This window comes from Psychrobacter communis (assembly GCF_014836505.1).
Lineage (GTDB): Bacteria > Pseudomonadota > Gammaproteobacteria > Pseudomonadales > Moraxellaceae > Psychrobacter > Psychrobacter faecalis.
The window spans coordinates 1-21145 of sequence record NZ_JACSQR010000041.1 but is presented as its reverse complement, the minus strand read 5'-3'; the positions used below and the strand labels follow the sequence as shown (position 1 = coordinate 21145).

Annotated in this window: 18 protein-coding genes; 5 read left to right on the top strand and 13 right to left on the bottom strand. The window is 43.3% G+C overall.

All coding sequences use genetic code 11. The features are described 5' to 3' along the window. Window positions 1–119 precede the first annotated feature (119 nt). The 7 genes from H9653_RS11175 to H9653_RS11145 form a co-directional block, all read right to left on the bottom strand. Entirely contained in the window at window positions 120–2468 is a 2349-nt protein-coding gene (locus H9653_RS11175; RefSeq protein WP_191692423.1) for a heavy metal translocating P-type ATPase, read from the bottom strand. Between the two features lie 313 nt (window positions 2469–2781). Beyond that, a complete protein-coding gene (locus H9653_RS11170; protein ID WP_068407122.1) occupies window positions 2782–3006 on the bottom strand; it encodes a heavy-metal-associated domain-containing protein in 225 nt (74 codons plus the stop codon). Window positions 3007–3278: 272 nt separating this feature from the next. Continuing rightward, window positions 3279–3533 (bottom strand): hypothetical protein, encoded by a 255-nt coding sequence (locus H9653_RS11165; RefSeq protein WP_068407125.1) that lies wholly within the window; start codon window positions 3531–3533, stop codon window positions 3279–3281. Window positions 3534–3560: 27 nt separating this feature from the next. After that, on the bottom strand, window positions 3561–4436 hold the full coding sequence (gene kdsA, locus H9653_RS11160; RefSeq protein WP_068407128.1) for a 3-deoxy-8-phosphooctulonate synthase: 876 nt from the start codon (window positions 4434–4436) through the stop codon (window positions 3561–3563). Window positions 4437–4681: 245 nt separating this feature from the next. Beyond that, window positions 4682–6316 (bottom strand): CTP synthase, encoded by a 1635-nt coding sequence (locus tag H9653_RS11155; protein WP_191692422.1) that lies wholly within the window; start codon window positions 6314–6316, stop codon window positions 4682–4684. Window positions 6317–6544: 228 nt separating this feature from the next. Further along, window positions 6545–7600 carry a porin gene (locus H9653_RS11150; protein WP_191692421.1) on the bottom strand — a complete coding sequence of 352 codons (1056 nt, stop codon included), beginning with the start codon at window positions 7598–7600 and terminating at the stop codon, window positions 6545–6547. 527 nt (window positions 7601–8127) lie between these two features. Then, on the bottom strand, window positions 8128–10332 hold the full coding sequence (locus H9653_RS11145; RefSeq protein WP_191692420.1) for a malate synthase G: 2205 nt from the start codon (window positions 10330–10332) through the stop codon (window positions 8128–8130). Between the two features lie 572 nt (window positions 10333–10904). Here H9653_RS11145 and miaE point away from each other — a divergent pair. Next, entirely contained in the window at window positions 10905–11618 is a 714-nt protein-coding gene (miaE, locus tag H9653_RS11140) for a tRNA-(ms[2]io[6]A)-hydroxylase (protein ID WP_225211739.1), read from the top strand. 187 nt (window positions 11619–11805) lie between these two features. Here miaE and H9653_RS11135 read toward each other — a convergent pair whose 3' ends face one another. The 6 genes from H9653_RS11135 to mtgA form a co-directional block, all read right to left on the bottom strand. Next, window positions 11806–12066: a hypothetical protein gene (locus H9653_RS11135; protein ID WP_191692419.1), complete on the bottom strand. Its 261-nt coding sequence runs from the start codon at window positions 12064–12066 to the stop codon at window positions 11806–11808. A 92-nt stretch (window positions 12067–12158) separates the two neighbouring features. Next, on the bottom strand, window positions 12159–12548 hold the full coding sequence (locus tag H9653_RS11130) for a hypothetical protein (protein ID WP_225211738.1): 390 nt from the start codon (window positions 12546–12548) through the stop codon (window positions 12159–12161). A 67-nt stretch (window positions 12549–12615) separates the two neighbouring features. Continuing rightward, window positions 12616–12867, bottom strand: coding sequence for a hypothetical protein (locus H9653_RS11125; RefSeq protein WP_191692418.1), 252 nt, complete (start codon window positions 12865–12867; stop codon window positions 12616–12618). 43 nt (window positions 12868–12910) lie between these two features. Further along, entirely contained in the window at window positions 12911–13081 is a 171-nt protein-coding gene (locus tag H9653_RS11120; RefSeq protein WP_180952588.1) for a hypothetical protein, read from the bottom strand. A 376-nt stretch (window positions 13082–13457) separates the two neighbouring features. Then, window positions 13458–15704, bottom strand: a complete 2247-nt coding sequence (gene ppk1 / locus H9653_RS11115; RefSeq protein WP_225211740.1) for a polyphosphate kinase 1 — start codon at window positions 15702–15704, stop codon at window positions 13458–13460. Window positions 15705–15821: 117 nt separating this feature from the next. Beyond that, window positions 15822–16508 carry a monofunctional biosynthetic peptidoglycan transglycosylase gene (gene mtgA, locus H9653_RS11110; protein WP_191692417.1) on the bottom strand — a complete coding sequence of 229 codons (687 nt, stop codon included), beginning with the start codon at window positions 16506–16508 and terminating at the stop codon, window positions 15822–15824. 222 nt (window positions 16509–16730) lie between these two features. On the opposite strand from mtgA, the gene H9653_RS11105 reads away from it, so the two are divergent. The 4 genes from H9653_RS11105 (at window position 16731) to H9653_RS11090 (ending at window position 20423) form a co-directional block, all read left to right on the top strand. Beyond that, on the top strand, window positions 16731–17045 hold the full coding sequence (locus H9653_RS11105) for a glutaredoxin family protein (RefSeq protein WP_102077664.1): 315 nt from the start codon (window positions 16731–16733) through the stop codon (window positions 17043–17045). A gap of 37 nt (window positions 17046–17082) precedes the next feature. Beyond that, window positions 17083–18270 carry an alpha-hydroxy acid oxidase gene (locus H9653_RS11100; RefSeq protein ID WP_191692416.1) on the top strand — a complete coding sequence of 396 codons (1188 nt, stop codon included), beginning with the start codon at window positions 17083–17085 and terminating at the stop codon, window positions 18268–18270. 265 nt (window positions 18271–18535) lie between these two features. Continuing rightward, entirely contained in the window at window positions 18536–19534 is a 999-nt protein-coding gene (locus H9653_RS11095; protein ID WP_191692415.1) for a rhomboid family intramembrane serine protease, read from the top strand. 76 nt (window positions 19535–19610) lie between these two features. After that, window positions 19611–20423 (top strand): MipA/OmpV family protein, encoded by an 813-nt coding sequence (locus tag H9653_RS11090; RefSeq protein WP_191692414.1) that lies wholly within the window; start codon window positions 19611–19613, stop codon window positions 20421–20423. The last annotated feature ends 722 nt before the right edge of the window (window positions 20424–21145 follow it).

Genomic DNA, 21145 nt, shown 5'->3' with positions numbered 1-21145 from the left:
AATGAAGCAGAAAGAAAACGTCAAACCTATCTAATAGTCAATATTGGCTAGGTTTGAGTAAGATTTTTGGAACGGTGCAATCCCTCTTAACAGCGACGATATGACAGGCGGTTTGGCATTTATGTTTTTGTTAAACGCTTACTGTCAGTCTGAGTATTAGAGACGGTGTTATTTAGCTCAACCTCGGTTTTGAAACGCGTCAGACGTAGCGCATTCATCAATACCGAAATAGAGCTCAGCGCCATTGCTGCAGCGGCAATCATAGGATTTAAAAAACCAAAAGCGGCAAGCGGAATACCTAGGCAATTATAGATAAAAGCAAAGAATAAATTTTGCTTGATATTGCGCACCGTTGCATTGGCAATTTTTTGCGCCGCATCAATATGCATGAGCGACTCACCCATCAAGCGTGCAGAGGCACTATGCTGGGCGACATCCGTACCCTCAAACATCGCAAAGCTGGCATCGGCGGTTGCCATTGCTGGCGCATCATTGACGCCGTCGCCCGCCATCGCCACTTTGTGACCCGCTGTTTGCAATAGGGCAATTTGGCTCGCCTTATCACGTGGGCTCATTTTACCGTACGCTTGCTCAATACCCAACTGCCCTGCCACATGGTCAACAACCGACTGCTTATCCCCACTCATTAATATAACATTGATACCCGCATCTTGTAGCGCAGTAATTGCCTGCGGCGTGTCGTCTTTTAAATCGTCAGCTAAGGCAAACGCGCCTAGCGGCTCATCGTTGATACTAATGGCGACAGTACTGGCAATTTGCCATACTTTTGGCATCAGTTTTGGCAGGGTTAGATTAGCAAACTCTGCCGTACCAACTTTTACCACACCTAAGCCTTCGATATTGGCTTGTATACCCGCACCTTTGATGACACTGATATCCGTGACAGTCATCAGTGGTAAGTTACGCTCGCTAGCCGCGTTAATCAACGCCGTCGCTAATGGATGGCTGGCGTGCGCCTCAACACTTGCGGCAATTTGCAGCACATCATCGACGGCAAGCGATTTATCCACCATGACCTGATCGACGATGGTTGGCTTACCGATAGTTAATGTGCCCGTTTTATCGAGTACCACGGTATCAATATTACCTGCCGCCTCTAAGCTTTGCGCGTCTTTGAACCAAACGCCATGACGGGCGGCGACACCCATACCGGCCATAATAGCCGCTGGCGTTGCCAACCCAAGCGCACATGGGCAAGCAATGACCAACACCGACACCGCATGCATTAAGGCAGTATCAACCATACCCGTTAGCCACCACGTCAGCCCAAAAGTAACCAAGGCAATCGTTACTACCACAGGGACAAAAATAGCCGTTACTCTATCAGCAAGGCGCGCTAAATTGGCCTTTGAGCCTTGTGCATCGCTGAGCGCTTGTACCATATCACCGAGCTTGGTATCGCTGCCTTTCGCACTGACGCGATAGAGTAAGCTGCCATTTTCGACCAACGCCCCTGCTAGCAGTACATCACCTGCTTCTTTTTTAAGCGGTACGGACTCGCCGGTTAAATGACTCTCAACGCACCAGCCAGCACCGCTGATAACGACACCATCGGTTGCCACACGGCTGCCTTGTTTGGCACGCAGGATATCGCCTACTTGCACCGCTTGTAGCGCGACATTATGAAAATCACCATTTGGCTGTTGCTGCTCAACCTCATCAGGTGTTAGGGATAATAATAAATCAATACTGTTTAAGCTATGCTTTTTGGTACGCTCCTCAAGATATTTACCTGTACGCACAAAAGCAATAACCATCACTCCTGCTTCAAAGTAAACGGCTGGTCCGTGTCCGCCTGCATGCCCACTTTGTAATAAGCTGCTTAACGTGCCATCGCCATGGGTCAGCCATAAATAAGTAGAATACGCCCAAATGGTTACCGTGCCAATGACCACCAATACGTCCATATTGGCAAGACCACCTTTGATAGACGCCCACGCGCTTTTGTAAAATGGCAATGCCAGCCCAAATTGGACAATGGTCGCTAAGATAAACTGAATCCAAACAGGCGGCATCCACGCCATACCTTGCCCAACGAGCATGCCTGCCATACCAACCAAGAACGGTAGCAAACAAACCCACAGCGCAATCAGGCGCCATGGATAAACAGTTGCGGTATCTTCATCCGACTTAGCAAACAAACTATCAGCGGCCTGCAAATTGGCCACAAAACCAGTTTTATTCACCCATTCTGTTACCTGCTCAGGTGTGGTTTGCGTTGGATCATAATCGACGTTAGCCGTCTCGCCAGCGAAGTTAACATTGACTTCATAGACCGCCGGCTTCTTATTAAGGACTTTTTCAATGCGAGACGCACAAGCCTGACATGTCATTCCCTCAATCGCCAGTTGCAGGTGCGCACGCTTGGGCGCAAGCGGCGTATTTGACTGGATATCAGTCTCAACTTCATAGGGGTCATTGTTAGCGGTACGGGTAGCGTCATTCATAGAGAGAACTCGTTATTGCGTTAAAGCGCGTGATAGCGTTTAGATATTTAGGCATTCGTTTGCGCGGAAAAAAAGCTCAATAGCTTGATAAAGGTGTTAGACGAAAGCGTATTTGAATAGCCCTTTTCTAAACCTACTGATGATAAATACTAAATGGTTATGATTGGCGGTAATTCAACTTTTTCTATGCTTGCAACTCATCAAGAGCTATTGGCGTATAAATGAAAAGACATTAGTTATTGCTGCCTCGTTATTTTTTAGCCATTAAAAAAACCAGCCATGAGAGCCGGTTCTTTTATAAATACAAATAATCTTAAGAGTTAGCAACGGTGGCATCGAAACCTGCATCATCGATAGCAGTTGCTATCTCCTCGATAGTGGTCTTAGTGTCATCAAAGGTCACGGTCGCTAAATTATCAGCCAAATCAACAGAGATTGTCTCTACGCCGTCTATGCCGTCAGTCGCTTTATGTACGCTTGCCACACAACCACCACAAGTCATGCCATCGATATTAATAATTCTAGTTTGGTTTGCCATGAGAGGCTCCTTATTCTTATAACGGATTTTTTATTAGTGAATTTTTTATAATGTGCAAAAACTGTTTTGATAATGCTCTTTATGCGCTTAATTACCAATACAGCATGCAACTAGCATAAGCCGTATTACTGTTAACAACAAGTCCGTTTGGTTGTAAGTTTATTAAAGCGTTGTTGCTTCAAATATTTTTATAAAAACGAAATTTGTATAAACATGGCTTATGAAACTATCAAGCGTTAAAAATACCGCAGTAAATAGTCACTCACTAAACGTTAATCATGATAACGCGGGTTTTGCGGGGCATCGATAGGAAACGGTTGAGTCACGTAATCAACCATGCTAATTGCTGCAACAAATGCATGCACCGTCGTTTTGGTATCATCATAATGGATAAATGCCATTCTGTTTTCAGGCTGTAGCTCAATTTCTGTGACACCGGTAATATTTTTTAGCGCCGTCATCACGCTCTCAAACCCTTCGGTATCATCGATATTCTCAATACTTACTTGTGCAACTTTAATCGCCATGATCTTATCCCCTTATCGTTTATAGCATTAATGCGTATCCAATACCTCAAAACCTTTGACCAACTCATCGATCTGCTTAAGTTGACGCAAAAACGGCTCTAACTGACTGGTTCGCAACGCACACGGGCCATCGCATTTTGCCACTTCTGGGTTTGGATGCGCCTCTAAAAACAAACCTGCCAAACCTGTCGCCATACCTGCACGAGCAAGGGTGGTGATTTGCTCACGGCGACCACCAGCACTGTCACTACGCGCTCCCGGCTGCTGCAAACTGTGCGTCACATCAAAAAACACGGGGATATTCATCTGCTTCATGGTATCAAAACCTAGCATATCGACGACCAAATTGTTATAGCCAAAGGCACTACCGCGCTCACACAAAATCAGCTTATCGTTACCGCCCTCAAGGCATTTATTGACAATATGACGCATTTCGTGCGGTGCTAAAAACTGTGCCTTTTTGATATTAATAATCGCATCAGTTTTTGCCATCGCGTGCACCAAGTCAGTCTGACGCGATAAAAACGCTGGTAGCTGGATAATGTCGGCCACTTCAGCGACCGGCGCTGCTTGATACGGTTCATGGACGTCAGTGATAATCGGCACTTGGAACTTTTCTTTAATTTGCCCTAGCCAATCGATACCCTGCTCTAGACCCGGCCCGCGATATGAATGTAAGCTTGAACGGTTGGCTTTATCAAAGCTGGCTTTAAAGACATAGCCAATGCCCAAACGCTGACAGATATCCACATACTGCTCGGCAATCTCAAACGCCAATTCTTTGGACTCTAAAACATTCATACCACCGAATAAGACAAACGGCTGGTCGTTACCGATATTAATCGTCTTGCCACTTGGCGTATCGAGCTTGATATGTGATTGTGCGGTTAATAAATGTTCCATGAAGTGCTGACCCTCATTATTGTTATTTACTGTCGTTATCAACAACGTTTATTCATCTGACTTTTCCTATTGTAACCGATAGCTCAATGAAAAAAAGTATCCAAGCGTAATTGATAATTTTAACTGCCTGATATAAAAGCTGTACCTATAAAAAATGTCATTAGAAAAGTCTGAATTAAAGCCAAAAAAAAGACCCATCCGAAGATCAGTCTTTTTATAGTTATTAAGCTGCTGTGCGATAACGACTATTTATTATCGCTATAGTTTCTTGCTGCTTTAACGAAGCTGTTAAACAGTGGATGACCACCGCGTGGCGAGCTGGTAAATTCAGGATGGAACTGTACGGCGATAAACCAAGGATGGTTAGGAATCTCAACCGACTCAACCAAATGCTGCTTGGCAGAATAGCCTGATATCGTCATACCTGCTTGCTCTAATGGCTCGATATAGCGATTATTCATCTCATAACGATGGCGATGACGCTCAGTGATATTGGTTGAACCATAGATTTGCGCAAGCTTACTACCAGCCACCAGTTCCGCTTGCTGCGCGCCTAAACGCATGGTGCCACCGAGGTCTGAATCATCGCTACGAATCTGCAATTCGCCGCGCTCATCCAACCACTCGGTAATCAAACCGATGATAGGCTCGGCCGCGGTACGATGGAACTCAGAGGAATTGGCATCGATATGTAGCACATTACGTGCATATTCAATCACCGCCAGCTGCATACCAAGGCAGATACCAAGATAAGGTACGTTATTTTCGCGCGCGTAAGTAATGGCTTTCATTTTGCCATTGGTACCGCGCTCACCAAAACCGCCCGGTACTAAAATAGCATCGGCATCGTTAAGACGAGCAAATAAAGCATCATCGGTTTCTAACAGCTCAGCGTCGATATAGTCGATTTTGACGTCGGCTTTATGAGTGATACCAGCGTGTAGCAAAGCTTCGTTGATAGACTTATAAGCATCTGGCAATTCAACATACTTACCTACCATCGCAACCGTCACTGCCGCTTCAGGATTGAGCTGTGCTTCGACCACTTTATCCCAATCGCTTAAATCCGCTTCTGGTACATCAAGACCAAAGCGCTCACAGATTAAATCATCAAGATCTTGCTCATGCAGGGTACGCGGGATTTGATAAATACTTTGCGCATCTTCACACATGATCACCGCACGCTCTTCGACGTTGGTAAATAACGCAATCTTGCGGCGATTGTCTTGTGAGATATGGTGATCAGAGCGGCAGATCAAGATATCTGGCTGCAGACCGATAGAACGTAGCTCTTTTACTGAATGCTGAGTAGGCTTAGTTTTGGTTTCGCCCGCACTGGCGATATAAGGCACCAGCGTTAAGTGCATCAGCATGGCGCGATTGCGACCTAGCTCTACTTGCATTTGGCGTACCGCTTCCATAAAGGGAAGTGACTCGATATCACCGACCGTACCGCCAATTTCGATAATGGCGATGTCATAGCCTTCGCCACTGGCAAGGATTTTACTTTTGATTTCATCAGTGATATGCGGAATCACCTGTACCGTACCGCCTAAATATTCACCGCGGCGCTCTTTATTCAAAACGTTCTGATAGATACGGCCACTGGTAAAGTTATTGCTCTTACTCATCTTTGAATGGCGTAAAAAGCGCTCATAGTAGCCTAAATCCAAATCGGTCTCAGCGCCATCTTCGGTGACGAACACTTCGCCATGTTGAAATGGGCTCATCGTACCTGGATCGACGTTGATATACGGATCCATTTTGGTCATCGTCACGCTCACGCCGCGTGCTTCAAGCACTGCGGCAAGAGAGGCTGCGGTAATACCTTTTCCTAGTGAGGACACTACCCCACCGGTCACAAATATAAACTTGGTCATAGTACTCTGTCGGTAATTGGTAAAGAAGGATTTTACTAAAAATACGCTACAAAATATAGGGCAAAAGCACAAACTCTTTAAAACACTCCATTTTAGCGCTTAATCACCTTAAGTGCGTAATCATCGTAAATACGTAGCTATTATAACCCACTGCAGCTTTAAAAAGGTCACAACAAAAAAACTCACCCCGAAGGATGAGTTTTTTAGAGTCAGATTCTAATGTTTAGATTAGAATTTGTATTCTAGACCAGTACCTACTACGAATACTTCCGCATCGCCATAAGGGCCATAAGTTACGTTATCACCGTCGATATTCACAGATCTAACATTGTCAGCGTTGTTCACACCAGCGTAAGCATGCATGATCATGTTGTCTTTAAAGAAGTATTTACCACCAACTACGATCTGGTCTGAATCAGCATTATCCCAACCGTTTAAATTGTCAGTTTTGTTGTACTGTGCATAGATAGAAGCTGGACGAGCAAAGTTAGCTAAAGGCATTGCCGCACTAACGATTAGACCTTTTTCTTTCTTAGTATCACGAGCGTAATCAAAATCAGCTACTTGATATAGCGCACCTAAAGTAACAGGAGCTGCCATGAATTTACCTAGATCTACAGTTGCGGTACCACGAATGATATCACCAACGATGTTGGTATCTTTATCATAAGCAACACCAGCAGTGAAGCCTGTGCCTTGATCAAACATAGCTGCAACGCCAAAGCCAGAATTATCATTGTTATTCTGATCATCAGAGTTGTACATTGCAGAGATTTCTAATGGTAGACCATCGTATTTTGGTGCAGTCCAAATGATTGAACTATTAACACGTCTGCTATCAGCCATATTTAACGCTTCAACAACGTTATTTTCAAATTTATTATTACCTAAGTTATCCCAGTAGCCGCTGTCAGCAGTGATAACGTTGTTAATTCTGTCTAACGTAGATTGGTTTTTACCAACACGGAATTCACCAAACTGTTTGTTGACAACACCAAGATAGGTGTCACGGTTAGTGAAACCATCTTTATCACCATCAACGCTTGTGCCGTACTCTAACTGATAGATAACATCAGTATTAGCAGTCATGGCTTCAGAGCCTTTGATACCAATACGTGAAGCATGAGAGTTGATTTCTATGGTATCTTCATCATAGTTATTGGCGTCAAACTCAGCATTAACATAATCAGCAGCTAAAAAAGCTTTACCATATAGAGTTGGTGCGGCATTAGCTGCAGATACAGATAGGGCAGCGATTGCTGTAGCTAAAAGTAGTTTTTTCATGGGGTATCTCCACTTTACAATTTTAGTAATGAGCGAGCTATTATTAGCCAGTGCCCAATATGGTATCGTCACAAATCCTCAAAGATATAATGTGTAACTGGCTACCGAGATTAGTCAGAAACAAGTGTGGCGAAGTGCTATTACCGTAAGATGAAAAAAACCATGACTTACATAACTGGGATTAGAATCGTAACTGCCATGTAAATGCTGGTCTTTATCGCTCTGTTGCGTAACATCCGTTACCAAACTCATACTTCGATTACAAGCATAACAACTTTGACATAATTTGCAACATATTTTTAAGTCTTTCATGACGAAAAATTCTAAAACCCATATTTAATCTAAGGTTTAACGATTATTTAGATAAAAACAAAAAAACACCCCTACTTGCCATTGGCAAATAGGGGTAACTTCTATAAATAATCGACGTAAAAATATTGCTTTAAGTATGCTTGAGCAATACTAAGTATTAAAGGACTACTGAACTATGGGTAAGTAGCCCCAAAATAACGTTTAAAAATAACGAACTAGCAATGCGTATTGGCTTTTAAGTCTAAACGCGCTTGATGCAATAATGGCTCAGTGTAACCACTTGGCTGCTCACGACCTTTAAAGACCAAATCGCAGGCAGCTTTAAAGGCGTAAGAATTATCGAAGTTATTGGCCATTGGCTGATAGCCATTATCGCCCGCATTTTGCTCATCGACGACTTTTGCCATGCGCTTCATGGTATCCATGACTTGCTCTTCGCTTACCACGCCGTGATGTAACCAGTTGGCGATATGCTGACTTGAGATACGCAAGGTTGCACGGTCTTCCATTAGACCTACATCATTGATATCTGGCACTTTAGAGCAGCCAACACCTTGGTTTACCCAGCGTACAACATAACCTAGGATACCCTGAGCGTTATTATCAAGCTCTTGCTGCTTCTCTTCTTCTGTCCAGTTGCTATCTTTAGCCAATGGAATGGTCAAGATATCATCTAAGCTGGCACGCTCACGGGATTTTAAGCTGTCTTGCACGTCGGCAACATTGACCTCATGGTAATGCATGCTGTGCAAAGTAGCGCCCGTTGGTGATGGTACCCAAGCTGTGCTAGCGCCTGCTTGTGGATGGGTGATTTTGCTTTCCATCATCTCTTTCATCTCGTCAGGCTTCGCCCACATGCCTTTACCAATTTGAGCGTGGCCTTGTAGACCGGTCTCTAAACCGATATCGACGTTCCACTGCTCATAAGCTGGCTGCCATGCTTGCGATTTCATATCGCCTTTACGGACAAAGGGCCCAGCGTTCATACTGGTGTGCATCTCATCACCCGTACGGTCTAAAAAGCCCGTATTGATAAAGATAACGCGCTCTTTTGCTTGGCGAATGGCTTCTTTGAGGTTAACCGTCATGCGGCGCTCTTCATCCATCACACCAATTTTTATGGTATTACGCTCTAAGCCTAATAAGTCTTCAGCAGCGTTAAACAAATCGTTCGCCATTTTGACTTCATCAGGGCTGTGCATTTTTGGCTTAACGATATACATCGAGCCCTTGCGCGAGTTTGATAGCTCATTTTTACCCTTTAAATCATTTAAAGACAATAGCGGAGTAATCAAACCATCCATTAAGCCTTCAAAAATCTCTTCTTGACCGTTACCCAAATCAACCAAGATAGCCGGGTTTTGCATTAAGTGACCAACGTTACGAATCAATAGTAGCGAGCGACCTGGTAAGATAAGTGCGCCGCCATCTGGCGTGGTGTATTCGCGGTCTGGGTTTTGTTTACGCGTACGAGTTTTACCACCTTTTTCAAAGGTTTCTTGCAAGTCGCCATTCATCAAACCAAACCAGTTACGATACACTTCTACTTTTTCTTCGGCATCAACGGCAGCGATTGAGTCTTCGCAATCTTGAATGGCCGTGATAGCAGATTCAAGTAATACGTCTTTAATGTTAGCTGGGTCGTCTTTACCCACTGGATGGCTGCCATCGATTTGGATTTCAGCATGTAGGTTGTTGTTTTTTAACAAAATACCAGTTGGGCTTTCAGCCTCGCCGACAAAACCTGCAAACTGAGCGGCATCTTTTAATTCAGTGCTGCTGTCGCCTTGTACAACTTCAAGCTTGCCATCGACAACTTTAAAACCAGTTGCATCAGTGTATGAGCCTGATGCTAATGCAAAGTTTTCATCTAAGAATTTTTTGGCATAGGCGACGACAGCGGCGCCGCGCGTTGGGTTATAGCCACCTTTGGCTTCTTGACCATTTTCATCGCTGATGACGTCTGTGCCGTACAAGGCGTCGTACAAGCTGCCCCAACGAGCGTTAGTTGCGTTCAATGCATAGCGCGCGTTACGGACTGGTACCACTAACTGCGGGCCTGCGATATGGGCAATCTCGTCGTCGACGTTTTGGGTGCTGACTTTGAAATCATCACCTTCTGGTAATAAGTAGCCGATTTCTTGTAAAAACGCTTTATAAGCTGGGTAATCAATATCGCCATTTTTGGCAGGATTGTCGAGATGCCACTGGTCAATTTGCTTCTGAATTTTGGTACGGGTCGCGAGTAGCTCTTTATTGCGCGGCGTAAATTCTTTAATAACCTTTTCAAAACCTGACCAATAGCTGTCTGAATCAACACCGACTTTCGGCAGCACTTCGTTTTCAATAAAATCGAACATCTGCTTATCGATGGCAAGAATGCCTTTTTGAATACGATTGGCGTTAGAAGACTGGCTCATATTGTTATCCTTATCTGTTCGTGAAGTGTGTTAATCGCGGATTGCTATTATCTATATTGCTACTATTTAGTGCAGTGCAAAGCCAATGCTAAGGCGCTAAGCGTTACTTTTTGCGCTAGCATGGATAGTTGATATAATACCGTTTGACTAGCTATTAACTGATAATAATAGTAAGACAAGATATTCTAAAAGCAAAATCTCATCCTACTATCAAATAATGAAATAAACAAGGAAAGACCATTCACTAAGTAAATACTTAGGCTGTCTATAAATGATACCCTATAAGCCACATGGCTTTAGGTGCGGTAAATAGTCTGCTTAAGCGCTAGAATTGAAATGATGTATAAACCTTGAGTAATCATTACTACATCAAATTATGCTTAATAGTTATCTGTTAAGCCAAAGCATTTAAAAGTACCAAGCTTACCTGATTATCTATCATGCCAGAAATGCCAAGCGCCATTAAAAATATTTGCCGTTATAGTCGTTATAATAGCTCTCACTCTTAAGCCTTTTTATTATTGTTTAATAAATACTGCCTTACATCTACTCTTTAAAAAGTCCGAAAAACTATGACTATTACTACCCAAAATCTTGCAACGCTAACTCAAAATAATGACGCTGACCAAGACAGCACTCAAGAAGACAGTGTCGATATCGCGCAATTAAGAACGCCACTAAAAGTAGACCTATCGCCTATTTATGAATTTTTAGGCGCACGTACCACGCAGGCTTGGGTCGATGCTGCCCTTGCGGATTTGCCGTTAATCATTCAAGACCATGCCAACTGCGAAAAAAAAGCGGCTGGTACGGCGATGAATTTAATCTTTCGTTATGAGTTTTCTTATGACTTACAGCGCAAATTGGCACAATTGATACGCGAGGAGATGCTGCATTATGAGCAAGTGCTCGGCATCATGAATGAGCGCGGGCAAGCATGGAAATATCTGAGCGCTGGACGTTATGCCAAAGGCATGCTCAAGCATAAACGTACCTACGAGCCAGCGGCGATGGTAGATGTCTTAATTATTGGGGCATTTATCGAGGCACGTTCTTGCGAGCGTTTTGCCACATTGGCAGAAGTCATTAATGATGAACGATTGGCGAAGTACTATCGCTACTTACTTAAATCAGAAAGTCGCCATTTTGAAGATTATTTGGCATTGGCGCAGTCTTTAGCTGAAGATAATATTGACGAACGTGTCGCCTTTTTTAAAGAAGTTGAAGCAGAGCTGATATCAAGTCCAGATACCGAGCTACGCTTTCATAGTGGTAACCCTGCTTAATTATCTAATCATCTTATTAATTTTCACCTGAAATAAAAAAGGTTTAACCGTTAGCGTATAAATTCTTGCTAAGGGTTAAACCTTTTTAAATCTTACTACTTAAAGCGACACTATAAATTTTACTTAAAGCGCCACTATAAATTATCCGTTTCTTATTTCATTCAATCTTTTATTGTTTTGAAAGCCATTATTTATCGCTTTCGGTTATCGAAGTATCATATTGTTTGTGATTTTTTACCACATGATGGGGATCGTGGTCATCCGTCAACCGTTCTGCTTCTGCCGGATTGACCTTTTGCAGGGCATCGTCAGGTACAATACCATTATTGTCATCGGCATCTTTTAGATTAGAGTTATTTTCTGGATGATTCAGCTTTTGCTGATTCACATCAACATCCTTATCATTAACGTCCGTAGCATTAACGTTCTTGTCGTTTTGTATAGTCATAGGCCTTCTCTTTATAATTATAAGCATATAAAAAATAGCTATCTATATTTGCTAGCACTCTTAGCCACGCTAAACACCTTCAACCTTAACTATTAGAAATCTTTTTCGTCAGGATTTAGTACGCGTGTTTGCGCATTATCGACATTGGCATAGCGATTTAAATCGTTTATATCGGTGCTTTTGGCCGCTTCAGGCATGGTGGTATGCTCATTTATCCCTTCGTCGAAAGCATTACCTTCTTGATCGCGGCGATCTGGCTGACGCGCAGGATTGTCATTTTTGTTTACATGCTCTGTTTCTATCACACCTTCTTTAAAGGTATCGGTTCCTTTATTGACTCTAGTATTGTCTTCGATTTCATCATGAGCAACAGATGAATGAACCTCATTCTCTGTAATAGCGGTTTCTCGAATATCAGTCTCCTGAATACGAGTTTTGGTTAATTCAGGATCTTTGGTTGGCATATCTTTGGCTTGCATCATAATGTCCTTATTGTTTTTTAAATTATTATTTTTATCGTTATGGTAAATTCGCTTATCGTTCTCACGTTTACTCATTATTCTTTTGAGACAAGTCATAAGCGTTTAAATCAGCAACGTTTTTACCACCAGGTGGCAAATCCTCTTCTTTACGTGGGTCTACATATACTTCATCGGTTTCCTGTGATGCTTGCTTAGGTCCATCAATATCCGGCTCGTACTTTCGACCTTTGTAACTGTCTTTAGGATTTTTTGGCTTTAATGCCGCTGGATCATCAATTAGTACCGGTTCTTCATCATTAGGTTGGGTAAAGTCTTTCATGGCGTGTCCCTCGCGTTTGGTGTAGAGCAGCAGATTAGTTTTATTATTTATCAGTCCGCAAATCATCTTCGATAAAAGGCGTTTTTTGCTCTTCGCTTAGATTTTCAGGTTTATCGACTTGCTTGTTATCGGTTAGGTTTTTTTCGATTTGTTGGCTATCTGCTTGTTCTGCCGCTTTTTTTACATCAGATGTGTCATTATTGGTATTACTCATGGTGCAATTCCTCTTATTTGTAATTTATTTATAATAAAATTGTACTAGCTATAATTAGCTTATCCTTGCTCGCTCTTTATAAATTATTGATATATAGACTGCTGTCTATCAGCTATCAGAGACAAGGTATAACTTAATTATAAGAATAATTTTTGACTGCTCACCAGTGTACTGCCGTATCAATGTGTGAATAAATGTGAGGTTAGCCGACAGTTTGTAACTTGCTTTTCATTAGTGCGCTACTTTTTAGTAATTTATTCCGCAACTTTATAAGCGCTGTTAAATAAAAAAACCAAGATCCGATAAATACAGATGCTTGGTTTTTATTTGGATTTTTCAATGCTTATTGAATCTAAAAAGGTTGTTAAGAACTAGTCTAAGTTGTCTCGCCAACGCCGTTGATGACCTTTAATAAATGCTCTTGTGCGATATGCGGTGTTTCATCTGCCGCTGGTTGTAATTGCTGCCAAACGCCATTACCATCAAGCGTCCAAGCCTGAGTATTGTCGTGTAGATAGTTGATTAAACCATCTTGATAAATTTGTTTGAATAGCTTTTTGTCTTCGATTGGGAACGCCACCTCAACGCGGTGGAATAAGTTGCGGTCCATCCAGTCGGCGCTGCCGCAATACAAGCGCTCATCGCCAGCATTATAAAAGTAATAAATGCGCGTATGCTCCAAAAAGCGCCCAATCACAGAACGGACGGTGATATTTTCGGACAAATCCTTTACTTGCGGGCGCAGGCAGCACATGGAGCGCAAAATCAGCTCAATCTTAACGCCTGCCTGCGACGCATCATACAATTTATCAATCAGTCGGCGCTCGGTCAGCGCATTGACCTTGATGATAATATGAGCGCGTTTGCCTGCTTTGGCTTGAGCAATTTCATCATCGATAAAGCTCATGAGCTTTTCATGCAAGGTAAACGGCGCATGTAGGAGTTTTTTTAGATTGGCCGGTTTACCCATGCCTGTTAGCTCTTGGAAGATTTTGTGCACGTCTTCTGAGATATCAGGATCGGCGCTAAATAAACCATAATCGGTATAGACTTTGGCATTGGCAGCATGATAGTTGCCCGTACCGAGATGCACATAACGACGAATTTTATCGTTTTCACGGCGAATGATAAGCATCAATTTGGCGTGAGTCTTGTAACCGACGATACCGTAAACCACCACCGCGCCTGCTTCTTGCAGATAATTAGCCACCGCGATATTTGAGGCTTCATCAAAACGGGCGCGTAACTCGATAACCGCCGTGACTTCTTTACCATTACGCGCCGCCGCCGCTAAGGCTTTAACGATTTCTGAATTGGTGCCTGAACGATATAGCGTTTGCTTAATGGCGAGCACTTTTGGATCACTTGCTGCTTGCCATAATAGATTGATAATCGGTGAAAACGCATGAAACGGATGGTGCACCAAGACATCGCTCTTACGCATCGCGGCAAACATGCTGGTCGCTTTATCGAGCTTATCGACTTCACGGCGGAACGGCTTAGGTACGACATGGGTAAAAGGCTGATAGCGTAGCGCTGGGATATTAAAATCAAACAGCAAGCGCGTTAAGTTCACCGGCCCATTGACGCGGTAAAGTTGATTGTCATGTAGCTCAAACTCATTGAGCAAATAATCGCTAATCGGCGCTGGGCAATCGGTAGTGACCTCTAAACGCACCTTGTCGCCAAAGCGGCGGTTTTCAAGTTCGCCCTCTAGTGCCTTGGCAATATCATCGACATCCTCTGCCAAATCCAAATCGGCATTGCGCGTTAGTCTAAACTGATGACAACCAGTGACATTCATCCCCGGGAACAACTCACCGATATGCTCATGAATCACCGCCGATAGCATCACATGATGCTCTTTACCACCCGTCAGCTCATCCGGCAAGCGGATGACACGTGGTAAGCTGCGTGGCGCTGGTACAATGGCGAGATTGATATCACGACCAAAGGCATCTTTGCCCTCTAGCGTGGCGATAAAGTTTAAGCTTTTATTTACCAATCTCGGAAACGGATGCGCCGGATCAATGCTAATCGGGGTCAAGACTGGTGAGACTTGCTCAGTAAAATACTGCTTCATCCACGCCGATTGCTCAGGAGTTAGCTCATCACGTTTTAAGTAGCGAATATCTTCTTTAGCCAGGGCTGGCAGGATATCTTCATTTAAAATGCGGTATTGCTCGCTGATGGCTTTATGAGTGACAGCAGATATTTCTCTGAGCACCTCGCTTGGGCGCATACCATGAGCGCTGGTTGAGACATCACCCATATTGAGTTTTTGCATGATACCGGCGACGCGAATCTCAAAAAACTCATCCATGTTGGAAGAGAATATAATGAGGAAAAACAAGCGCTCTAACAAAGGATGGCGCGGACTGGCGGCCTGCGCCAGCACCCGCAGATGAAACTGCAACAATGACAAATCGCGATTGATATAGCTGCTCGGCGAATAGCTGCCATCGTCGAAACGCTGCCAGTCTATTTCACTCAATCCTTTGCTCGAGCTTGCTGTTAGCTCTTCTTCTGTTTTGACCAGATTCGTGCTGAGTTCACTATCCGTTTTTGTACTAACATCAATACTATCGTTAATTTCATGATCGTTATTTTGCTTATTAACCATCTCTGCCACCTTTTTAATCCTTTACGTGATCGATATGCCGTCATCTTTTACTTTTTATGAACGCTATTTAATGCCAACCGACAATTTAAGCTAATTACATGCTAAGCCAATCGTTTTCTAAGCGGATTGCGGTAAGACGGCATTTTTCATGCGTTTTTTAATGATACGTTGTTTGTTGCGCAAGCGTTTGTCACTTTGATGACCTTCGTAGTATTTTGGATTGGTCAACATGGCGATGAGTAAAGCCGATTCGTCACGGTTTAGATTGGCCGCTGATTTATCAAAATAATGCTGGGCGGCGGCTTCGATACCGTAAATGCCATTGCCAAACTCAGCGACATTGAGATAAGCGGTCAAAATGCGCTGTTTATCCCAAAAGGTTTCTATCATCACTGTGATAATCGCTTCTTCAGCTTTACGGGTATAAGAGCGATGCGAGGTAAGAAATAAGTTTTTGGCCAATTGCTGGGTAATCGTTGAGCCGCCCGCTGACATTTTGCCCGTTTCTTCGTTCTTTTTCTGTGCCGCCTTAATGCCTTTCATATCAAAGCCATTATGCTGGCTAAAGGTCGAATCTTCACTGACAATCGCTGCTTGTTTGGCAGATTTGGCAATGGCGTCATACTCAGTCCACGTTTGCGTGACCGTGCCGCCCGTTAAACGATGGGTCAGCATAAACATGCTATTATTAATCGGCTGAGTTTTCCAAATCAGTAGCAGACCTGCGACCAATATATGAAAAGCCACCACCAACAACATGAATGCCAGTAATAAGCGTTTGAGAAATGTGCCAAAACTTGCCATGCGAGCGATATCCAAGTAGTTAAAAAATAGTCAACATAATAAACTGTTAACCCTAACGCGTTAATCATAAATAGCAGGTCATCTTACCTAATCTCACAATCGCTGTCATTATTTACCCTATTTCTTTATTATGTAAATACTGCCAAGTGCTACGAATACTTTTCTTTAAAAATTTAAAACTAACGCTTGGCGATAAATAGATATAAGAATAAGAGTGTAAATATGGCTAATAATACAGTAGCAATGTTACGGGCACGCATGATTGCCGCCAATCCCAATCTTGGTACGGCTGAAAATCAGGATAAATGGTGGCTACTCGGAACGACTGGCTGTCATCTTTGTGACATCGCTGAGCAGCTGCTTAGCCAATTTCAAGCGGTGCAACCGATACGCTATCAGTATGTTGATATTGCTGATTTTGATGAGGTGCTGATGATGGAGTTTGCTACTACGATTCCTGTGATATTGACGCCATCAAAACGCTTGAACTATCCTTTTTCAGTGTTGGATTTGCAGCAATTATTAGCAGCGTCATAAAACAGACAACGTAAAAAATGATAATAATGAGGAACTTATGAAAGATTTAAAGAAAATAACGGAAATTGAGGATTTGCGCCGTGTTGCCGAGCGTAAAGTACCACGGATGTTTTATGATTATGTCGATTCAGGCTCATGGACTGAGACTACTTATCGCAACAATGAAACCGACTTTGACCGTATTAAATTGCGCCAACGGGTTCTGGTCAATATGGAAGGGCGCTCGCTTGCCACTGACATGCTAGGCTCAAAAGTCAAAATGCCCGTTGCTATCGCCCCAACTGGCTTTACTGGCATGATGTGGGCCGATGGTGAGATTCACGCCGCACGGGCAGCGGAGAAATTTGGCGTGCCCTTCTCGCTTTCGACCATGAGTATCTGCTCTATCGAAGATGTCGCAGAAAACACTAGTGCGCCGTTTTGGTTTCAGCTCTATGTGATGCGCGATCAAGAGTTTATGGCAAACCTAATTCGCCGCGCTAAGGCGGCCAATTGTTCCGCGCTTATCTTAACCGCGGATTTACAAGTGCTCGGACAGCGCCATAAAGATATCAAAAACGGTCTATCTGCGCCGCCAAAACCTACCCTTGGTAATATATTGAATCTCATGACCAAGCCGCAATGGTGCATGAATATGCTCGGCACCAAACGGCATAGCTTTGGTAATATCGTCGGCCATGCCAAAAACGTCGAGGATATATCATCGCTCTCGGCATGGACGGCTGAACAGTTTGACCCAGCGCTAAGCTGGGATGACGTCGCACGCATTAAAGATATGTGGGGCGGCAAGCTCATTATCAAAGGTATCATGGAACCTGAAGACGCCATCATGGCTGCTCGTAGCGGTGCCGATGCGTTGGTGGTTTCAAACCATGGCGGCCGTCAGCTTGATGGGGCGTTGTCTTCCATTGCCGCGCTCGCTGATATCGTGCAAGCGGTACGAGCGGAAAATAGCAATATCGAGATTTGGCTCGATAGTGGTATTCGCTCTGGTCAAGATGTGCTCAAAGCACTCGCTGTAGGCGCTACTGGTACGATGATTGGTCGCGCGTTTTTGTATGGGCTTGGCGCTTATGGCGAAGATGGCGTGCGCCGTGCGCTAGAGCTTATTTATAACGAGTGTGATATCAGTATGGCGTTTTGTGGTCATACCGATATCAATCAAGTGACGGATGACATTTTGGTTAAAGGCACTTATGAGAATCTTAAAACTCATGCTTATTAAAAAGCCAGTCCTTATTAAACAGCCCAGCTTTATTAAATATTGATATATTCAGTTCGGTGTGAAAAGGATATGTCCAAAATAGCTTGCTGCTTGAATAAATTTTCCCTGCTTGCTGTGTGCTTCGCACTCCAGAGGCTTCGAAAAATTTATTCTAGCAACCCTATATCGTTTTGAGGTTGAATCGACTATAACCCACTTATGGGTGACACGCCTTAACCCTAGCCTTTATACTCTACTCATCATTTACTATTGATAGTTTGTGTTTATGACCATTCAACAATTATTAAAAACCGCGCCCGTCACCACTTTGCTATTAATAAGCTTTATCGGCTTATTTATCATGCAGGTGCTGAGCGGCGTCGATGCCAACAATCCATCGACCGAAGCATTGCTAAAATGGGGTGCCAATGCTTTGCCTTATACCATGGATAATGAACCATGGCGCTTGGCAAGCAGCGCCTTTTTGCATATCGGTCTGATGCATTTATTGTTTAATAGTTTTGCCATGTATTTTTTTGGCCAGATTGCTGAGCCGATGTTTGGCTCAGCGAAGTTTTTGGCGTTATTTTTACTTGCCGCAATCGGTGGCAACCTATTGAACAACCATATTACGTGGCAAGGCATCTTAGATGGCACTGGACAACCCGGACTATCGGCGGGCGCGTCTGGCGGTATCATGGGTATCGGAGCCGCGCTATTGATAGCTGCGCTATTTAAAATATCAGTCAATGGCATGGTGCTCAACCTGAAAAGCCTAATCATTATTATGGGCATCAATTTGGTATATGGCTTTGCCGTACCGGGTATTGATAATGCTGGTCATATTGGCGGCGCGGTCACAGGATTGGTGATTGCATTGGCGTTTGCCATTGCCTACCGTCAGCGCTTGGCTGCTACGCTACAGAATATGCCTAGCCGAGCGCAAGACATTTATCAGACTACTTATATCAATTCTCCAACAAGTAGTGATACTGACTTTTCTATCCCTACTTCTAACCACGCTCCTCGCTTTGATAATGAGGGTAATTTTGATAATAACAACAGTTTTAATCACGACTCTGCTGTAAACTTACCCTTAGATAACTATGCCAATCAAGCAGCCCTTAATCACGGCAAAATTAACGAACAACAAACAGCGACCAAATCGACGCTTATTTGGCAATTGCTACCGTGGCTGGTCATGCTGCTGATCAGTATTGGTTTTGTCTGGTGGTGGCAAGATATCCATCAGCAAATACTACAAGTGCTCGCCGCCATTGAGTAAAATGCCAGACTTATTTATTATTCTATTTATCAATGCTTTTTTTACCGTTTATCCCACCCACTTATGAGAGCAAACCATGTTTAAATCATCAGCGCTATCGAAACCGTTGACGCGCACTGTCCTTAGCGCATTGACCGCCACTGCCCTATTTAGCGTCGCCAGCATCTCTAATGCCGCCCTGTTTAAAAACAACTTACCGACTGATAAAGATGCCATTTTAAGCGTCGGCGTCAACGTCATGGCGGTCAAGTCGGCTTATGATTTGGAAGACAGCACCGACATAAAAGTATTGCCGGGTGTGTTTTATGATAACAACAGAATCTATGCACGCGGTGCGCAAGCGGGCGCGTACATCATCAATGATGGTACCAATCAGCTAGCCGCTTATGCTCAGCTCGATGGCAGTGAGTTCGACCCTGACGATGCCACTGGCGCGCTGCAAGATCTAGATAAACGTAAGGCTTCAGCCGCTGCCGGTCTATCCTATCTGCGTCGTACGCCTGTGGGTGGTTTTCGCCTGCAAGTCGCGACTGACATTTTAGATAAAAGTGGTGGTAATACAGCGCGTTTGACCTATCTTGCTAAGATCACTAAAGATAAGCTGACCGTCTATCCAAGCATTGGCTTTGAATATCATGATGCTGACTACAATAACTATTATTATGGCGTTAGTGCGCAAGAGTCAGAGAAGACAGGCGTCGCTGCTTATGAGTCAAATAATAGCTTAAACCCTTATATCAATATCAGTGCCAACTATGACTTTAATGAGCGCTGGGCAGGATTTGCCAATCAAAGCTTAAGCTATCTGCCAAATGAACAATACGACAGCCCAATGGTTGACTCGCGTACGGATGCAACAACGACGCTTGGATTGCTTTTTAAGTTCTAATTAAAAATAAATTTTAGGTAAAAAAACCTTGTTGCTTGATGTGGCAAGGTCTTTTTTTATCTCTACTTTAATTGTAGGGTGCGCCTAGCGCACCGATAGTATAGCTATTTCTTAAAAATGGTGCATGGGACGCACCCTATTAGTATTGTATTGTCATCTTATTAATTCTCAATCTTCTAAAATACCTGATCACAGCAGAATTAGGCTTGGATTTTGATATTGTAGAGAAATGCTTAAATACCTCAGTAACACCAGCCTCCTCAAGTATCATCTTCTTTGTTATTTTAGCTGATTCATAGACTTTTGATCTTACCGATATGGCACCTAGCTCATCCTCATAACTTAAAACGTCTTCAGCCCCCATATATGCGGTTACAACCTGAACTATAAGACAATCATTCAAATAGAATCTGTTTTTGTCCGTGAACGCACAAAGAGAATGTATTACAGAGCCAACTAAATTTTTTCTTTATACTTCGTTCAAAGTTGAGTTTGTCATTGCTTCTGATACCATCTCATTACTTTCAAGAAAAATTTTATATAGCTCTTCATGAACAGATAATCTTTTATCAAACACTTTTTGAGAGTAAATTTCAATCCGTTTATTTCTGTGAAAATACTCTCCAAGTAAAACGCCAATTAGTAGCCGTTCCAAAAATCTTACTCAAACCTAGCCAATATTGACTATTAGATAGGTTTGACGTTTTCTTTCTGCTTCATTG